The sequence below is a fragment of the Saccharibacillus deserti genome (genome assembly GCF_013618475.1).
GTDB lineage: Bacteria > Bacillota > Bacilli > Paenibacillales > Paenibacillaceae > Saccharibacillus > Saccharibacillus deserti.
This window is the reverse complement of record NZ_JABJVN010000006.1, coordinates 65643-82294: the sequence shown is the minus strand read 5'-3', so window position 1 is coordinate 82294 and position 16652 is coordinate 65643. Positions and strand designations below refer to the sequence as shown.

General features: G+C 48.8%; 16 protein-coding genes. 9 read left to right on the top strand and 7 right to left on the bottom strand.

What is annotated here, in order from left to right; translation table 11 throughout:
• Nucleotides 1-32: 32 nt before the first annotated feature.
• On the top strand, nucleotides 33-416 hold the full coding sequence (locus HOP44_RS15595) for a RidA family protein (protein WP_172254950.1): 384 nt from the start codon (nucleotides 33-35) through the stop codon (nucleotides 414-416).
• Nucleotides 417-825: 409 nt separating this feature from the next.
• Here HOP44_RS15595 and HOP44_RS15590 read toward each other — a convergent pair whose 3' ends face one another.
• Nucleotides 826-2565, bottom strand: a complete 1740-nt coding sequence (locus tag HOP44_RS15590; RefSeq protein ID WP_172254948.1) for an ABC-F family ATP-binding cassette domain-containing protein — start codon at nucleotides 2563-2565, stop codon at nucleotides 826-828.
• A 281-nt stretch (nucleotides 2566-2846) separates the two neighbouring features.
• Here HOP44_RS15590 and HOP44_RS15585 point away from each other — a divergent pair, with 281 nt between their 5' ends.
• Entirely contained in the window at nucleotides 2847-3269 is a 423-nt protein-coding gene (locus tag HOP44_RS15585) for a tetratricopeptide repeat protein (protein ID WP_172254946.1), read from the top strand.
• Between the two features lie 118 nt (nucleotides 3270-3387).
• Entirely contained in the window at nucleotides 3388-4056 is a 669-nt protein-coding gene (locus HOP44_RS15580; protein WP_172254944.1) for a YczE/YyaS/YitT family protein, read from the top strand.
• Nucleotides 4057-4288: 232 nt separating this feature from the next.
• On the opposite strand, the gene HOP44_RS15575 is transcribed toward HOP44_RS15580, so the two are convergent.
• The 5 genes from HOP44_RS15575 to HOP44_RS15555 all read right to left on the bottom strand — a co-directional run bounded on the left by HOP44_RS15575 (nucleotide 4289) and on the right by HOP44_RS15555 (nucleotide 9635).
• Nucleotides 4289-4690, bottom strand: coding sequence for a VOC family protein (locus HOP44_RS15575; RefSeq protein WP_172254942.1), 402 nt, complete (start codon nucleotides 4688-4690; stop codon nucleotides 4289-4291).
• A 163-nt stretch (nucleotides 4691-4853) separates the two neighbouring features.
• Nucleotides 4854-5846 (bottom strand): phosphotransferase enzyme family protein, encoded by a 993-nt coding sequence (locus HOP44_RS15570; RefSeq protein WP_172254940.1) that lies wholly within the window; start codon nucleotides 5844-5846, stop codon nucleotides 4854-4856.
• 136 nt (nucleotides 5847-5982) lie between these two features.
• A complete protein-coding gene (gene pyrH / locus HOP44_RS15565) occupies nucleotides 5983-6720 on the bottom strand; it encodes a UMP kinase (RefSeq protein WP_172254938.1) in 738 nt (245 codons plus the stop codon).
• A 211-nt stretch (nucleotides 6721-6931) separates the two neighbouring features.
• Nucleotides 6932-8422, bottom strand: coding sequence for an aldehyde dehydrogenase family protein (locus HOP44_RS15560; RefSeq protein WP_172254936.1), 1491 nt, complete (start codon nucleotides 8420-8422; stop codon nucleotides 6932-6934).
• A gap of 127 nt (nucleotides 8423-8549) precedes the next feature.
• On the bottom strand, nucleotides 8550-9635 hold the full coding sequence (locus tag HOP44_RS15555; protein WP_172254934.1) for a 5-methyltetrahydropteroyltriglutamate--homocysteine S-methyltransferase: 1086 nt from the start codon (nucleotides 9633-9635) through the stop codon (nucleotides 8550-8552).
• 209 nt (nucleotides 9636-9844) lie between these two features.
• On the opposite strand from HOP44_RS15555, the gene HOP44_RS15550 reads away from it, so the two are divergent.
• From HOP44_RS15550 to HOP44_RS15525, 6 genes are all read left to right on the top strand, one after another.
• Nucleotides 9845-10614, top strand: a protein-coding gene (locus HOP44_RS15550) for an IS5 family transposase (protein ID WP_246369853.1) whose coding sequence is annotated in 2 segments (ribosomal slippage) — nucleotides 9845-10192 and nucleotides 10195-10614 — 768 coding nt in all. Because the reading frame shifts where the segments join, the coding sequence is not laid out codon by codon here.
• Between the two features lie 231 nt (nucleotides 10615-10845).
• A complete protein-coding gene (locus HOP44_RS15545; RefSeq protein ID WP_172254930.1) occupies nucleotides 10846-13464 on the top strand; it encodes an N-6 DNA methylase in 2619 nt (872 codons plus the stop codon).
• Nucleotides 13465-13520: 56 nt separating this feature from the next.
• Nucleotides 13521-13829 (top strand): hypothetical protein, encoded by a 309-nt coding sequence (locus HOP44_RS15540; RefSeq protein ID WP_172254928.1) that lies wholly within the window; start codon nucleotides 13521-13523, stop codon nucleotides 13827-13829.
• Nucleotides 13830-13857: 28 nt separating this feature from the next.
• A complete protein-coding gene (locus tag HOP44_RS15535; protein ID WP_172254926.1) occupies nucleotides 13858-14718 on the top strand; it encodes a hypothetical protein in 861 nt (286 codons plus the stop codon).
• A gap of 145 nt (nucleotides 14719-14863) precedes the next feature.
• Complete coding sequence (locus tag HOP44_RS15530; protein WP_172254924.1) at nucleotides 14864-15907, top strand: hypothetical protein; 1044 nt, start codon at nucleotides 14864-14866, stop codon at nucleotides 15905-15907.
• 85 nt (nucleotides 15908-15992) lie between these two features.
• On the top strand, nucleotides 15993-16217 hold the full coding sequence (locus HOP44_RS15525) for a hypothetical protein (protein ID WP_172254922.1): 225 nt from the start codon (nucleotides 15993-15995) through the stop codon (nucleotides 16215-16217).
• Nucleotides 16218-16285: 68 nt separating this feature from the next.
• Here HOP44_RS15525 and HOP44_RS15520 read toward each other — a convergent pair whose 3' ends face one another.
• On the bottom strand, nucleotides 16286-16615 hold the full coding sequence (locus HOP44_RS15520) for a helix-turn-helix domain-containing protein (RefSeq protein WP_343059934.1): 330 nt from the start codon (nucleotides 16613-16615) through the stop codon (nucleotides 16286-16288).
• Nucleotides 16616-16652: the final 37 nt, after the last annotated feature.

Genomic DNA, 16652 nt, shown 5'->3' with positions numbered 1-16652 from the left:
TAGCCTTACTTTCAAGTAAAGGGGCGAACATGATGACAACTATTCAAACATACAACCACAGCCTATGGGATCACGGGATTTCGCAGGGCTACCGCGCAGGCAATACGCTGTACATCTCCGGGCAGTTCGCGCATAACGCGGCAGGCGAATTTGTCGGAACGGGCGATATTCAAGCGCAGATGCGGCAGACGCTGGAGAACCTGGATACGGTATTAAAAGAATTCGGAGCAACCAAATCCAACCTGGCTTATGTCGAAATCTATCTGACCAATGCACAAGAGCATGGAGAGCACGCGATCGAGATTTTCAAAGAATACGTCGCGGAACACCGTCCGGCAGGGAGCATGATCGGAGTAACGTATCTGGCTCTTCCGGAGCAGTGGGTGGAAGTAAGCGCCGTGGCCCATCTGGAGTAAACGAACGAACCGGATTCGAGAATGAATCAAAAAGGCGAGACCTCTTTTATAAGAGGTCTCGCCTTCAGGCTGTCGAGAAAGTCCTATTCGCTTTAGAAGCCTAACGGCTGCAGGAGAAATTCGTTCCGGTCGCGTGTTGAAATCGGGGAAAAGGATTGAATTTTAGCAGAGTTTCTCCGATTTCAAAGGCGAACACTATCGTTCCTACACCGAATTTCTCCTTCCGCCTATTCGCTTCACTTTGAATTAGACTTTCTCGACACGTTGAAGGCGGGACCTCTTTTATAAGAGGTCCCGCCTTACGTTTTTTAACGCTAATCCGCTCCCGGATATGTTCCGGTCGCGGCCCCCTGCTTCGCCGCAGAAGTCCGCACGTGCCTGGGAATGTGCCGGCGCCTCGCGAACCGGACTAAAGCAGCTTAATAATACCTTCCAGTTCGTCGACCAGACTTTTCGCCAGTTCGAAGTTTTTGTTTTTCAACGCCAGTTCGATCTTCAGCTCAACCGCCTTCTTGCTTTGCTCCGCTTCCAGATAGCCCCGATCGAAATGACGTTTGTAGATCATCTGTCTGAATTTGCGCATCGTCATTTTACGAATCGTTTTGCCGTCAATGATCAGCACGTAATCCATCCCGTTAACGACCGAATAGAAATCGTGGGAGATCATGAGGATCGCGCCTTTGTAGTCCTGAATGGCCTGATCCAGCGCGATCTGCGAATAGAGGTCCAGGTGGCTTGTCGGTTCGTCCAGCAGCAGCAGATTGGCATGGCTGCCCGCGGCTTTCGCCAACTGCAGCATGTTCTTCTCGCCGCCCGACAGCGATTGTATCTGCTGCTCCAGAATCTCGCCTTCGAATCCGTATTCAAGCAGATGCGCCCGGATCTCGTCGTACGTCTTGAAGCCGGCTTCGATGAATTCGTTCAGAATTGTATTGGAATCCTGAAGCGTCTCGCCCTGCAGCTGGGAGAGATAGGCCGGTTTGGCGTCGCCGCTGACCTGAATCGCCGGGTTCGCGTTACGGAAAATATCACGCAGCAGCGTTGTCTTGCCGGTGCCGTTCGGCCCGATCAGTGCGATCTTGTCCGTCGATTTGATCTCGAAGGTCACGTGTTCGAGCAGCAGCTCGTCAAAGGAGACGCTGTAGTCTTCCACGTTGACCAAGACCGTCTCTTCCGGCGCTTCGTCCATGCCCAACCGGATATTCGGCTGCTTGATATCGACGAACGGCTCTTTGAGACGGCGCGCTTCCAGTCTCTCCTGGAACCGAACCCGCGCTTTGAGCGCCCGGCCGCGCGAAGCTTCCGAATTGTACGTGGCGATCTCGCGCAGATTGTCGATAATACCGTCATACCGCGCGATTTCCTCCGCTTCGGCCACCGTGATCTCCTGCAGCTCGATCTTGGTCTGAAGCAGGTAGAAGTTGTAGTCGATATAACGCCCGTCAAACTCCTGCAGTTCCGTGTTCTCGAGGTGGATGATCTTGTTGAAGCAGTGATTGAGCAGGTAGCGGTTGTGCGTCACCACGAGCAGCATGCCTTTGTGCGCGTTGATCAGCTGCTTGAGCGCATTGAGGTTCTCGAAATCCAGGAAGACGTCCGGTTCGTCCATGATCAGCAGGTCCGGACGAAGAAGCATTTCCTTCATGACCTGCACGAGCTTGAATTCGCCGCCGCTGAGCGCCGATACGTCCGCATCTCTAAGTTTCATGAGATTGGCCAGATTCAGCTGCTTGTTGATCGTGTTCTCGAAATTGTCTCCGTCCATCGCTTCAAAAGCATCCAACGCCGATTGGGATTTTTCCATCAGCGCATCGAGATCCGACGACGTCGCCATCTCCGCATAAATCGCCGTGATTTCGTCCTGCACCTTGATGAACGCTTCGCCGATATATTCGAACACGGTCATCGGGCGGCTTTTGTCCACCTGCGAGAACTGGCTTACATACCCGATCGTAGAGCCCGGATCGATCTCAAGCTTGCCTTCGAACAAATGTTTTTCCGGGTCCATCAGGATCTCGATCAGCGTGCTTTTGCCGCTGCCGCTTGTCCCGATAAACGCGCAGTGCTGACCTTCTTCGAGCGTGAACGAGATATTGCTGTACAGCTCTTTTTGCGGAAAAGAGAACGATAAGTTTTCAACTTTTATCATAGTGTTACCTTTCTTGATAGCTGAAGTGGTGATTATTTTTAGGGAGGTCTGTCTGAGCCTGGGGATTGTGTTTACCACTCTTCAGAGTACCATTGATAGGGAAGAAGTACAATTGGTTTGTAGGAGAATAGGAATGGGTTGAAGGTATAGGGTGCCGCCCTTCGGCGTCGTGATGGTATCGTAATAATTGTTATCCTTCATTTCTCTTCCTCCTTCAATCTAGGAATAGACGTGAAAGCCGGTTAAACTTTTTATATCTTGTACCAAAAAGGAGGATGGCGATGCAGCTCCCGGATTCCGTATATTCCGCGATTCAGGATCTATGCCGGCAGGGCGACGATTTGCGGCAGGCAGGCGATCTGGATGCAGCCAAGCAAAGCTACATCTCCGCTCTCCGCTTACTGCCCGACCCTCCTCGGGAATGGGAAGCGGCCACCTGGATCTATGTCGCGATCGGAGATATCCACTATCGGACGCAAAATGTCGACAAGGCGTTCAAGTGCTTCTTCAATGCCGTACAGTGTCCGAAAGGATTGGGCAATCCGTATATCCATCTTCGGCTGGGACAGCTCTACTACGAGCAGGCGGACTTGGAAAAAGCAGCCGACGAGCTGACCCGGGCTTATATGGGCGGCGGGATTGACGTTTTCATGGAAGACGATCCGAAATATCTGGCGTTTGTGGAGAAGAGAATCGGGATTTGAGCGTTCGGTCCGTGCACAGGAAGGCACAGCCCGACTGCGCGAACTGTGCTATAATGACGGCGTCGTTTGCGCGAGGCAGCATGACAATGCACGACAATCTGACTTTAGGACGGTTCATATGAAAAGCTTCCTTACTACGCTGGCAGAGCCAAGGCGATTGATGAGTATGTGGGTCGGCAATATTTTTCTGGGTATGGGAATTAGCATTTTCAAGCTGTCCGGCTTGGGGAACGATCCTTTCAGCGGCATGGTGATGGCCCTTGCGGATACGAGCGGGATCGAATATGCCCGATTTCTGATCCTGCTCAACCTGTCTTTGTTCGTGATCCAGCTGATCGCGGGACGACGGTTTATCGGAATCGGCACCGTGGTCAACGCCGTATTTCTGGGCTACATCGTTACGTTTTTTTATAACATCTGGATCGACATGCCGGGCGAACCCCACCTGCTGTGGCAGCGCGTAATCACGGTAGCGGTTGGCGTCGTCGTCTGCAGTTTCGGCGTGTCCCTGTATCAGACGTCCAACGTCGGCATCGCGCCTTACGATTGTCTGTCGCTGATCATGAGAGACCGCTTCCCGCGAGTCGGCTATTTCTGGCATCGCATGTTCACGGACGCTCTCTGCGCGCTGATCTGCTTCCTGTTCGGAGGCATTATCGGGCTCGGGACGCTGGTGTCCATGTTCGGACTCGGACCGATCATTCATTTTTTCAATGTGCATGTTACGGAAAAGGTACTGGGTGACCGACGTAAAGGCGGCAAGTCAGCGAAAATGCAGCCGGAGTAATGGGAGTACCTTGACCCAGATAAAAGTAAGGTTGAACGAACAGGGTAGGGCGTGAAACGCCAAATTAAAAGGCACCCGGCCGGGTGCCTTTTAACGTGCAGAGAACGTTTAATCTAATATCCCGGGCATCGTGGATCTCGGCGACAAGAGGATGTCCGGCATCCGCTGCGTTAGAAATTGCTGCAAACCGTCGGACTTTTTGTCGAAAGGATTGTCGTTGTGGATGATCCGGTTACCGGTCTCTGAACCGTTCGATCGCGGCCTCGCTGACCGGCTCGAACAGATTAATCAGATTGCCGTCCGGATCGCGCAGCAGCATCGACCGGTTCCCCCACGGCATGGTCGTCGGTTCCTGCACCCATTGATCGACCCACGGCTTGAGACGCGCATACTCCGCTTCGATGTCTTCTACGCGAAGCTCGATGATCACCGTGCGATTGGAGGCGGCTACCGCGGAATCGGCTCCGAATAGCTGCGCGGTCTGAGAGTGACCGATAGCCAGCGTGCCCGAAGGCATAACGATTTCGGCGAATACGGGCGCAGGCCGCTCCGCCGCGATTCCCGTGACCTTTTCATAAAACTCGGCCAGACCGTCTACATCGTCCGTGATGATGCGTACAGATGCGAAATTCATAAACCATCATCCTTTCTGCGATTTGCGGATAAGTTCGGCTGTTTGGCACAACCGTGGCACACTTTGTTTTTATCGATGAGTTGTGCGGGAACAGGTTCAATCATAAACAAACGCTGCTGACAACATCATGTCAGTAGCGTTTTGAGGTTTTTGAATTTTTTGCTTAGCAGAACAGAAAGGGCTCGCCCTCCAAATAAGACTTCAATATCGCTTGTGCGAAAGGCTGATCTTCAATTAACATTTCCGTGTCCGACGCACTCTCCGCATAGAAGCTGTACGCCTCGATGATCGCGATGACCAGAAAGCTCTCAAGTTTCGAAACGGCGTCGTCTTCCAACTTTCTCACCACGCTATATCCTTCAATGAAAAAAGCCCTCTGCGGCGGATGCAGCCCCATAATCGCCTGCGTTATGTCGTATAGATGATAGCCGAACCCGCATCTGCCGAAATCGATCGGATAAGGTTCGTTATTCTGAAAAATGACGTTGCCCATATGTAAGTCGGCATGGATGATCCCATAGTTGTGTTCATGTATTGCGAACGTCGCGATATGTGCTGCCGCTTTGGCGAATGCCAAGGTGTACCTCTTAAAATCCGGATCCGAAATAAAAGGCTTGCGATTCGCCTGCAGATGAGCCCAGTCTTTCTGAAAGCTCCGGCGGTCCCAAGTCGGGCGGGAAAAACCGGCGGATGGACTAAAATCAAGACTTCCCGCATGCAGGTGAGCCATCATCGTTCCCATTTTCCGGATAGATTCCTCGGTATGTTCTCCTCTTCCTAGCTGATCTCCTTCTGTCCAGTTCAACAGCGTCGCATAAAACGTCTGCCTGCCGGTCATCGCGACATCCGTGATGAACGCTCCTTCGCGGTTCGGTACGGAGTCGGACAAAGCCAGCCCCTTGCGCTGCAGTGCCGACAACCATTCCAGTTCGGAGAGAGCTTCTTCGCGCGGTTTGCTCGCCGGGTGAATGCGCAGCAGAAACTTATCGCCACTGCTTCCTTCTATACGAAAAGTACCGTGTTCGGATAATTGAATGAAGTGGATCGAATTCCAGTCAACTTCGTATGCCCCCAGAGCTTTAAGTGCCGCTTGTTTTACTTCCTTCAGCGTCTGACGCCGATTCCCCTCTGTATCGATCTGAAATCCTTTGTTCATGTGTACTCCTTGTCTGCAGTGGTTCGACCTTCACCGAGATACGCCGCAGCGCGAATGATAATATCTAAGCCCTCGATTGCAGGCGTAACACCGAGTTTATTACAAAGAAGGATTTTCTTTTCGCTCCGTATCGATTTCATTCCAACTCCAAAACGGACTCGCTGCTAATAATCGTACCGTTATTTTTGCCTTCGCAAATCTCTTTCATCGAACCCGGTTGATCGAAGTTGAACACATGCATAGGCAGATTGTAGTCCCTTGCCAAAATAAAAGCGGATTGGTCCATGACCTTTAAGTTGTGCAGTAAAACGTCGTTGTAATGAAGCGAACGAAATTTCCTGGCTTCTTTATCAAATTTGGGATCCGCATTCAGAACCCCGTCGATACCTTGCTTCGCAACGAGTAAAGCGTCGCAATTAACCTCGATGGCTCTTTGAACCGAAGGGTAGTCTGTCGTCACATAAGGTTGACCGTTCCCTCCTGCGAAAATGACAATATACCCTTTTTCCAGATGGTGGATGGCTCTTAGACGGATGTAGGGTTCTGCAACTGAAGTCGCCGGTATTGCCGTCATGACCCGTACTTCTTTTTGGGTCTTGGCTTTAAGCACTCCGCGAAGCATTAAACTGTTTACTACAGTCGCAAGCGTCCCGATGTTATCGGCTTCCGCCCTCTCGATTCCCCAGCTCTCCGCCATATTCCCTCTGAAGATGTTGCCTCCGCCGATAACTAACGATACTTCAACGCCCAAGTTTACGACTGACATGATTTCATCCGCAATATGGTTTAATCGTTCCGGCTCAAAACCAAATTCGGAGCTTCCTGCTACGGCTCCACCACTTAGCTTAACAAGAACCCTTTTGTACCTGGACAATGATTACACCCCCATAAAATAAAAACACTAAAGCAATAAATGCTTTAGTGTTCTGATGGAATGGAAATATGAAATTGTCCAAGTCGACTGCATGCAAGTCTTCCGTTTCCAACTCATATCCCCACTCCTCTCCTATTTTTCCCATCGAGTCATTTTACATGACGTGGAGGTGAATTGCAAAAGCAGGATTCCGAAACAGCCTCTACCGTGTTTATTCCGGGATATAAGGAAGATCCAGCATCTTCGGCACATTGATCACATGCTGTTCGGTATACGTGCGGATGCCTTCCGCGCCGTACTCGCGGCCGATCCCGGACTGCTTGAAGCCGCCAAACGGAAAGCGGACGTCCAGCCCCTGCACGGCAGCCGTATTGATCATCGTCGTTCCGGCTTCGAGCTGACGCGCCACGGAGATCGCATTCTCTTCGTTCCCCCAGACGGAACTCGTCAAGCCATAGATGCTTTCATTGTGGAGACGAACCACCTGCTCTTCGTCGTCAAAAGGTAGAATCGGAACCGTAGGACCGAACTGTTCTTCCACGACGATCGGATCATGTACATCGCAGCCCAACACAAGCGTAGGCTGCAGGTAGTATCCTTGGTCGAACACCTTCTGATCCAAGATTGTGCCGAGAGGAATAACCTTGGCCCCGCGCTGCTTGGCATCTTCGACCAAACCCAGCACGTAATCTTTCTGCTTCAGGTTGTTGACCGGACCTACCGTCGTGTCGGGATCAAAAGGATCGCCGATACGAATCCAACGATTAGCCGCCTCGATATATTTTTCCACAAACGCCTCATAAATCGAACGGTGCACATACACGCGTTTGGCGATCATGCAGATCTGACCGGTCGTCAGGAAATTGGAAACGACAATCCGGCGCATGGCGCGCTCATCGTTGACGTCAAAGCTCTCCAAGAAAATCGCCGCGTCATTGCCGCCAAGCTCAAGCGTCATATCCTTGATCGTGTCCGAAGCCGCCCGGATAATACGCTTGGCTGTTTCGGTTCCGCCGGTAAAAGCGATTTTGGTCACGTGAGGATTCGTGGTCAGTTCAACGCCCACGTCCGCATCGCCATGAATCACGTTGATCACGCCCGCCGGGAACTCGCTCGCGATAATCTCGGCCACCTTCGCTGCCGCCAGCGGCGCATACGGACTTGGCTTCAGCACGATCGTGTTGCCTGCCAGCAGAGCCGGAGCGATCTTGATCGTAGACAGCGCAATCGGATAGTTCCACGGGCTGATCGCGGCCACTACGCCGATCGGATCGTAAGCAAGAATCGTTTTGCCGCCCTCATGTTCGGTGACCTGGGCTTGAAGAGCCGATGCCGCTTCATTGCAGGCAAACTCCATCCACATCAACGAAACGTAAATTTCGCCGTGCGCGTCATACAGCGGCTTGCCGTGCTCTCGGGACAGCAGATGCACGATTTCGTTCTCGGCGGCTCTGATCTTCCCGATCGCTCTGCGCATTCTCGTCACGCGCTCTTCGATATCGGTTTTTTTCCACGTTTGAAAAGCTTGTGCCGCCGCTTCGATCGCTTCGACGGCCTGCTCTTTGGTCGTGACCGGGAAGTAGCCGACGATCTCAGCTGGGTTAGTCGGATTCTCTTTGGCGGACTGGGAAAGGGATTCTACATGCTGACCGTTAATAAACGCTTCAATGGTAACGGCCTCTTGGTTGGCTTGAATGGTCATTTTATATCCCCTCCGTGATTTAGATGGATTGATCGTTTCAACAGCTGAAAGGTTACGTCCTTCTGAATCGCCCTAGAACCGTGCGCGTTTCAGAAGAACGTAATCCTATGATTAATTTGAAACGATTTTAACTCCAAACTTCTTCCGCGATTTCCTTCACGTAACGCAGCTTCCGCCACTGCTCGTCTTCCGTCAGAATATTGCCTTCTTCCGTCGACGAGAATCCGCACTGCGGGCTCAAGCACAGCTGCTCCAGAGGGACATACGCGGCCGCTTCGGCAATCCGGGCTTTGATCTGTTCTTTGTTTTCCAACTCGCCCGTTTTGGAAGTAAGCAGACCCAGCACGATCTTCAGATCTTTGCGATTCACATGCTTCAACGACTCGAAACTGCCGGAGCGTTCGTCGTCGAATTCCAGGAACAATCCGTCTACGTCCAAGCCGCCGAAGATCACCTCGGAAGCGTAGTCGTAACCGCCCGTCGAGAAAAAGTTGGATTTGTAGTTGCCGCGGCAAATGTGCATGGTTACCACGAGGTCGGCCGGTTTGTTCGCCAAAGATTCGTTGATCATGCGCTGCATCGTTTTCAGCTCTTCCGCCGGTTCCAGACCTTTGGCGCGCAGCTTGTCATGACCGGCTTCCGAGAAGAGGTCCGCCCAGGCGGTATCGTCCAACTGCAGGTAGCGGCAGCCCGCGTCATAGAAAGCTTGAATCGCTTTTTGGTACGCCTCAATCGTGTCCTGAAGGAACTGCTCGCGGTCCGTATAAATATTGGCGCCATTCTCCAAGCGATACACAAGCATGTTCGGGCTCGGAATAGTCTGTTTTGCCACCGCGTCGCCTGCATGCTTCTGTACGAACTTGAAATCCTCTACAAAAGGATGCGTCGAGAAATCGACTTGGCCGATCACGCGAATGCCGCCTTTGCGTGTCTGCATATTGTGGAATTTCGGACCGTCGATTTGCTCGTACAGCTCGACGCCGTCCAGACCGCCCAAGAAGTCGAAATGCCACCAGCTCCGGCGCAGTTCGCCATCCGTAACCGCGAGCACGCCGTTTTCCTTCTGCTTTTCGATGATCCGGATAATTTCCTGATCTTCCACCGCTTTTAATTCCTCATGCGTGATGCTGCCCGATTTATATTGTTCGCGCGCCTGCGTTAAGTTCGCCGGACGCAAAAAGCTGCCTACATGGTCGTGTCGGAAAGGGATCATAGTGTGGTTCTCCTTCTGCTTTTTATTCTAATGAGTATAACATGAGGGGAAGGGATTCCTGCCATATGAAAAAAGCATGTCTAGTCATATGGTTGGGTGATAGCCGGGGAAGATTGATGATTCGAAAATCCGATTCAATAAATAATAAGATTGAAATACTAGGGCGTGTCTTCAAAATAACGCATCGTAACTTTGGGTAAGATTCGAGTATGGAAACTAATAATCGATATGAACTTCGTGACGACCAATGGGAACGTATTGTCCAGCTGCTGCCACCCGAGCGAACCGGGAAGAAAGGAAGACCGGCTCATGACAACCGGAGCAAGGTGAACGCCATGCTCTGGATCAATCGTTCCGGCGCTCCGTGGCGCGACCTTCCGGCCTGTTATGGCTCTTGGAAATCCGTCCATACGCGTTTTAGACGCTGGCAAGAACGTGGACTTTTTGACCGGATTTTGGAACACCTCGCCGATGAACCGGATGAAGAAAGCCGAATGATCGACGCCACGCATGTGCGAGTCCATCAACATGCAGTCGGCGCAAAAGGGGGCGCTTCAAGCAAGCCATCGGACGATCGCGCGGTGGATTGACCACTAAGATCCATGCCTTCGTCGATGCGCTTGGCAATCCGCTTTGTTTTCGATTGACGCCAGGAAACCAGGCGGATTGCACCATCGGTTACGAAATGCTGGCCGCTACAAATCTGCAAGGCAAACTCGTGCTTGCGAATCGCGGATACGATACGGATCGGATTTTAAGCCTGCTGGATCAAAAGCAGGCCATCGCCGTGATTCCAAGCCGAAAACACCGCACGATTCAACGAGATACCGACTGGTGGATGTACAAGGAACGACATTTAGTCGAAGGCTTGTTTAACAAGCTGAAAAATTATCGCAGGCTGGCGACACATTATGATAAATTGGCGACTTCATTCTCTGCTTTTTTATCGCTGGCTGCCATTGTTTTATGGTTAGCTTGAATTTGAAGACACGCCCTAAGCGATTGTCCCAAATTTCGCACTACTTATGATACGGTTCACCGTATCGGTTATAGAGCGAATTAAATCTTATGATATTTAAAATGGCACAAAAATGTGCCCTGCTTGACAAATGTATTAAAACAGTTAGAATAAAAATAGCACAGCATTGTGCTAAAGATAAATGCCTGTGATTTATTTTATAACTTATTAAAAATACAAAGGAGACTTTAAATGGCTGAAAGCATTTCTCAAGGAATACCAAGTCTTTTAGTAGACGAATCAAAATCTATTCGTCTATACAAATGCAACGATATTTCATTCCACAATCTAAAAATAGAAGGTTTCTCTTGCTTAAGTAGCCAAAAGAAACCCGATCAACTTATTACCGTTGGAGATGTTCCAAAAAAAATCCTAATTGGAATCGAAGATAAAGATCGTGATAGTCAGATGGATTCAGCCATCCAGCAAATAAAAGATAATTATATTAGTGCTTTACCAGAAACCCGCTTTTTCATTGCTCGTGCTGGAGAACGAGTTAAGACATTTTTCAAAACAGATGGAAACCTTTTAATAGAAATTAATACTTTAAAAAATGGGTTTCCAGTATCAATTTTTGGTTCGCGTGTTGTATCGGGTGAAAATATAAGTGTAATAGAAGACCTCCAGGTGTTTTCTAGAGCTATCTTGGAAGGACGTCAGCCTACCAATAACGAATTTGAAATTAGTCCCCCAGCTGATTATCATAACCCGCTTGATGATAACGCGAATATCATTAAGAAACTTTGGCAAAAGATTTTTGTTTGTACGGGGGAACAAGCGCACAATTGCCTTTCTACTTTTGTGGAGTTACTTGTCTATAAAGGGATTTCTGACGCTAGTATACTGCCAAGAGATTATCAACTTCAAACTTTAAAAAAAGCTGACGTTGAGCAATCTTTAAATACCTATCGTACTACTGTCAGAAGGCATATCGCCGAAAATATTTTCCCTAGCCATAGAAATGGGCAGCCCGGCGTTATAAACATGGAGTTATTCGCATTTAGTGCTCAAGAAACAACATTTAAATCTGTTTTGCAAGATTTAGATGCACTTGGAAATATAGCTCAAAGGCAGCTAGATCCTGATTTTAAAAGAAGAGTCATGGAGACTTTTCTTGGCTCCTCGAACCGCGAAGGTAAGATCAAAAATGGTCAACATTTAACCCCAAGAAATATAATACAAAGTATTTGGAGAATGGCTAATCCATCTCCAACTGCAACAATTATTGATCCCGCCTGCGGTGTAGGTGGCTTCGTTCTTGAAGGCCTCAATTTTCCTTTTAATTTTTCTCATCAGACCTTCCAAGGACTAGGAATCGATAAATCAAAAGAGATGATTACCTTAGCAAAAGCAAACATGGTTCTTCACCTGCTTGATGTCATAGCTTCAGATACAAGTCCAGCAAACATTGACGCTATAAACACCTTAATCAATAGTTCTTTTCTGTATACAGATCGTAATGGTACAGGAACACTTTCTGAATTAGAAAAGGATAGAAACAATCCTCAAAATTTTGTTGTTAAGCACGAAGCAGATTATGTTTTCGCTAACGTGCCATTCTTTAGCAGTGGAGTATCTGAAATTAACAAAAGCCTTCAAGCCTTAGAGGGAATGGATAGATTTTATAATGACACAGGATTGGGTATCCAAAGCAGTTTTTTGAAATACATTTTAGGTCAGGTGGAAAAAGGAAACCCTGGAATGGGGTTTGTAATTATTCCAGACGGAATACTACGAAATGTTAATACAAAAACTAGAGACATTATTAAAGAAAAAGCCGATGTTCTAGCAATCGTTTCTCTCCCAATAGGAACTTTTCAAAATAATAGTTGGAAAACTTCCCTTGTCATCTTTCAGAGAAAAGTTCCTGAAAATCAGTATTCTAAAGTTATGCTCTATAAAGTTGACGAAATCGGAGTATCAAGAGATCAATTTCGAGTCCCTATTGAGCAAAATGATCTTTTTTCCATGGAAGCTGCTTGGGAACAAAGATTGGCTGGCGAATCAACAGACCCAAAATGTGCTTTCGTAAACAGAATTGACTTTAATTCGTCTAAAAATTGGTCGAAGCTTTTTGATGTCTTTAATAACGATGTTGATGAAACGCTATCCTTTAGTGAATGTATTGGAGAATTACAAGAAGTTAAATCTACATTTGAAGAAAAAATCAGTAATATAAATCTTACACTCGGCGAGCTATTTTCTTTAGATAATAGCATTGAAGTTGAATTAGGGAATGAAAATTTCTTTTCGATCTATACTCCTGAATTTCAGCCAACAATTCGTTATGCAAAAACACATAAAGGAAAATATCCATTGTATTCTTCACAAGTAAGTGGGCCAGTGGAATTTATGTATGATGAGAAAATTCGTCCGATCCTTTTTGAGAATGAACTAACAGAGGAAACTGAAAATCCTGAGATAACTTCCTCTCCTAAAAGGGTTATCACATGGAATATAAAAGGTGATGCCGCAAGAGATGTACGTTTACATGACTCGCCATTTTATGGGACTGAAAACCGCGGTATCATTGAAGTATTAAATGAAGAGCTAGACATTGAATACCTTTGGTTCTTCTTAGCAGAGAATCTAATCAGGTTAGGTGGATTTAATAGAGAGAATGAAGCTCATGTCGGAAAGGTAAAAAGAATTACTATTACAATTCCAGTTGATCAGGAAGGAAGGCCAGATCTGCTTAAACAAAAACAAATTGTTGAAGGTTACAACCGAATGTATAACTTTAAGGAAGAAATGTCTGAAATCATGAATAAGATGATGAATACCTTGGATAAACTTAATGTTTTGAAATAAGCAAAAGGCGGTTGCATTTACATGCAATTGCCTTTTTATTTTGGAAGGAGTTATTTATGTTTTGTTTTAGTTCTAAGATGAAAGTTACAGATGCTGTAAAAGCAGTTTTGAGCGACAAATTGATTAATGAGGTAGCAAGATATGTTAAACAGAATTTAGTGAACGAATTAACAACTTGTAGATTGGATTTTAAAATTTCAATTCAAGATGACTGGCTGGTTGTTACTTCTATTCATTGCAAAGACACAATCTATAAAGAAAGGCTTTGCACAGACTCAGCCTTATTTCAAGAAATTAAATTAAAAAAAGAATTAGATATATCCATTTTAGATAACGTTGTATATACAACGTTTATAATTTGGTGAATTTTATTACAGGAGGTCTAAAATTTAGATGAAAATTATCCAAACTCAACAAGACATCCTCACTCTCTCCACTACTGAGCTCTTCCCTACCCTGCTCCCTCGTATCCAAACCCATTTTAACCACCTTTATTCCAACCAAAGCCCAGAAGAAGACATTCTCTTTACTCTCGATCACTACGGTCCGATTATCATTCTAGAACCTGGTGACAACCTCCACGACCTCTCCTTCGTCAGCCTCAGCCGCGAAAACGGCGGACTTCTCGGCTGCACACCGGAATACGTCCAAGCCATCGAACTTCCGGATCAGACCGGCACGGCCTACATGATCGGAGTCGCCTACAACGACTCTTACATGACCACCTTCTTCACAATGGCCGGCTCCCACGACGAGACAATCGAAAAGTGGCTGCGCCAAAAAGCCGGTCTAGCGCCTACCGACAACGATCTCATCCTAAAGCGTCTAAAAGAACTCTTCGAGCAAGACGAAACCGACCTCGGCTTCGAAAATGGAGGCGACAACATCTGGCTCATGCTGGTATCGGTCCTCCCCTTTACACCCGACACGCTAACCGCTCTCCTCCCCGCCTACGCCCGCGACATCCACTTCGATAGCGACCTGTTCTCCCTGTCTCTGCTCCCACCCACTCACCTGGTCCGACTCGTTCTCCGCACCAACAACTTGATCGACGGACCGAACGAATACACCGACGGCAACACCTACTGCTTCCGAGTGAACCGGGAACTCGAACAGGCCGAATTTCTCTGGGAAGACGAGGCGTTCAACGACACTCCCATCTTCCAAGGCGGCGACCTTCCCTCCGCGATCCATTGGGTCAGCGAACTCGCCGCTCCTTTCCACGTGCAGTATGAAGATCCGTTTCTCGAATAGCCGTACGTCCAATTAGGCCCATGCCTCCGCGTCTACACCACCCGTGCGTCCACCTTAACACTCCGTAATCGTCCCTATTCCACGTGCACCATGCCACCCGTTTTCCGTTCCTGTTCCAAAATACATTTATTGAGGAGAGTTTCCCATGTCCTTTTCCCTTAACGAGAACCAAAAGAAATTTCTGGCCCGGCTGATCTGGGAGCGACTCGACGAACAGCTTTCGCCTTTCCCCTACGCCCGCTTTCCCGAAAGACCCCTGAACGAATGGCGCACGGCCTTTGCCGATCCGAAGTCGGTAGACGCTGCCAACTTGAAGTCCACGCTTTCCTGGCAGTGCGGAGCTTGGCAGCGAAGAGACAAGCCTTACGCTCACAAAAAGCTCGAAATCATCGCTATACAGAACTGGTCGAATTTTGTCGAAAGCCCTCCCGATAATCCGGCCGGTATCTTCGACTTCTGGAAAGACAAGTTTGGAGACAGCGGCAGCGTCGGCTTCGACGTTGCCGCCTTTTTGTGCCACCTGCTAAGCCCCGGAACGATCGAGCTCGTCGACACACACCGTCTCTGCGCCATGAGCGATCTGCTGGCGGAAATCGAGCACGACGAGAAAGAAGTTTCCGAAAACTACGACTACGGTCACCTGGAGCGATACACCGAGTTTTTCCGCCAGCTCCTCCCCAAGCTCCAGACCAACCTAGGGGAACGTGCTCCGCTGCAGCTCGGCCGCTTTCTCAAAGCCTACGGCAACCGTAATACGCTCTCTCGCGTGATTGGGCGATCGGGGCCGACAGTCGAGCCTGAGTTTCCTGACCTTGATTGGGAGAGCGCTGCCTGCACGAACTACGACCTCAGTCAAATCTCGGGCAAAGCTAATGCCGACGTCCTTTTCGCGTGCCTGCTGCTTTCGCTAGATCGAAAAGAACCGCTTCCCGATACGCTTACGGTAGGCGAAATAGTCGGTGCCCTTCCACTGGGAACCGGCAACATCTGCAACCCCGCCAGCTACCACTACGCTCTGATTGCCATGTTCGGAACGCAGAAGAAAAGAGATTTCTTCGAGTTCGAGGATGACAGTCTGAGAGAAAGCTTCACTCAGCAGGCCAACCAAGCGACGAGAGATATGCGCTTCTACGCGAAATACAGTGACGTAAGCGTGAGCATCAACCCTAGATATAGAAAGGAGGCTTGACCTGTACCATCGACTTATCCCGAACGCTCGCATAGATAGAAAGTTATCTTAGCCAATAGAAATTTGTATTAGAAAGGAGCGCCAAATGCCCGAAGAGGAAATGCTTATTCCCAAGCTCGAACGGACGTTAGCCACATGGAAGGAGATCGAACTAAAGAACTCGGGCGCATCCAACGTTCTTGTTCGTATGGAGAAGAAGAAAGAGCACAAAAGCTCTTTCTCGCTCTCTATAGCCGTGGCTGTACCGACGCGACGAAGCGGAGAGAAACGTCGACTGCTGAAAGGCCTGCTCCGCAAGATGCTCGAGTAGGAGCATGGAGCGCAGCAGATCAAAAAAGCGAGCAGCGGTCATTACTCCGTCTGCTCGCCTCGTATTTTCTATTCTTGTTCTTCTTCGTCATACGTGCGGAACATGTCCCGCGACATACGCTCTACGAGCTTCACCTCGGACAAACTACGCTCTTGCAGCATCGCCAAGTGAATGCCCAACACCTGCTGCTTTTCGAGCTCCCAATCTGTATGCTCGAGTTCTCCGAACCTGAATGCGTCGATGGGCTCGGCGTCCAGCGCCGGCATGATCTTATGCAGCGAGTTGATCGAGATGTTTCGGGTTCCACGCTCCACCCCGCCTATGTAGGAATCCTGCATGCCTGCAAGCTCCGCCAACCCAGCCTGGGACAGTCCCCGATCGTTACGAATCTGCTTAATCCGTGCCCCGATGAGTTTGAGCTAATCCGACAAGTCT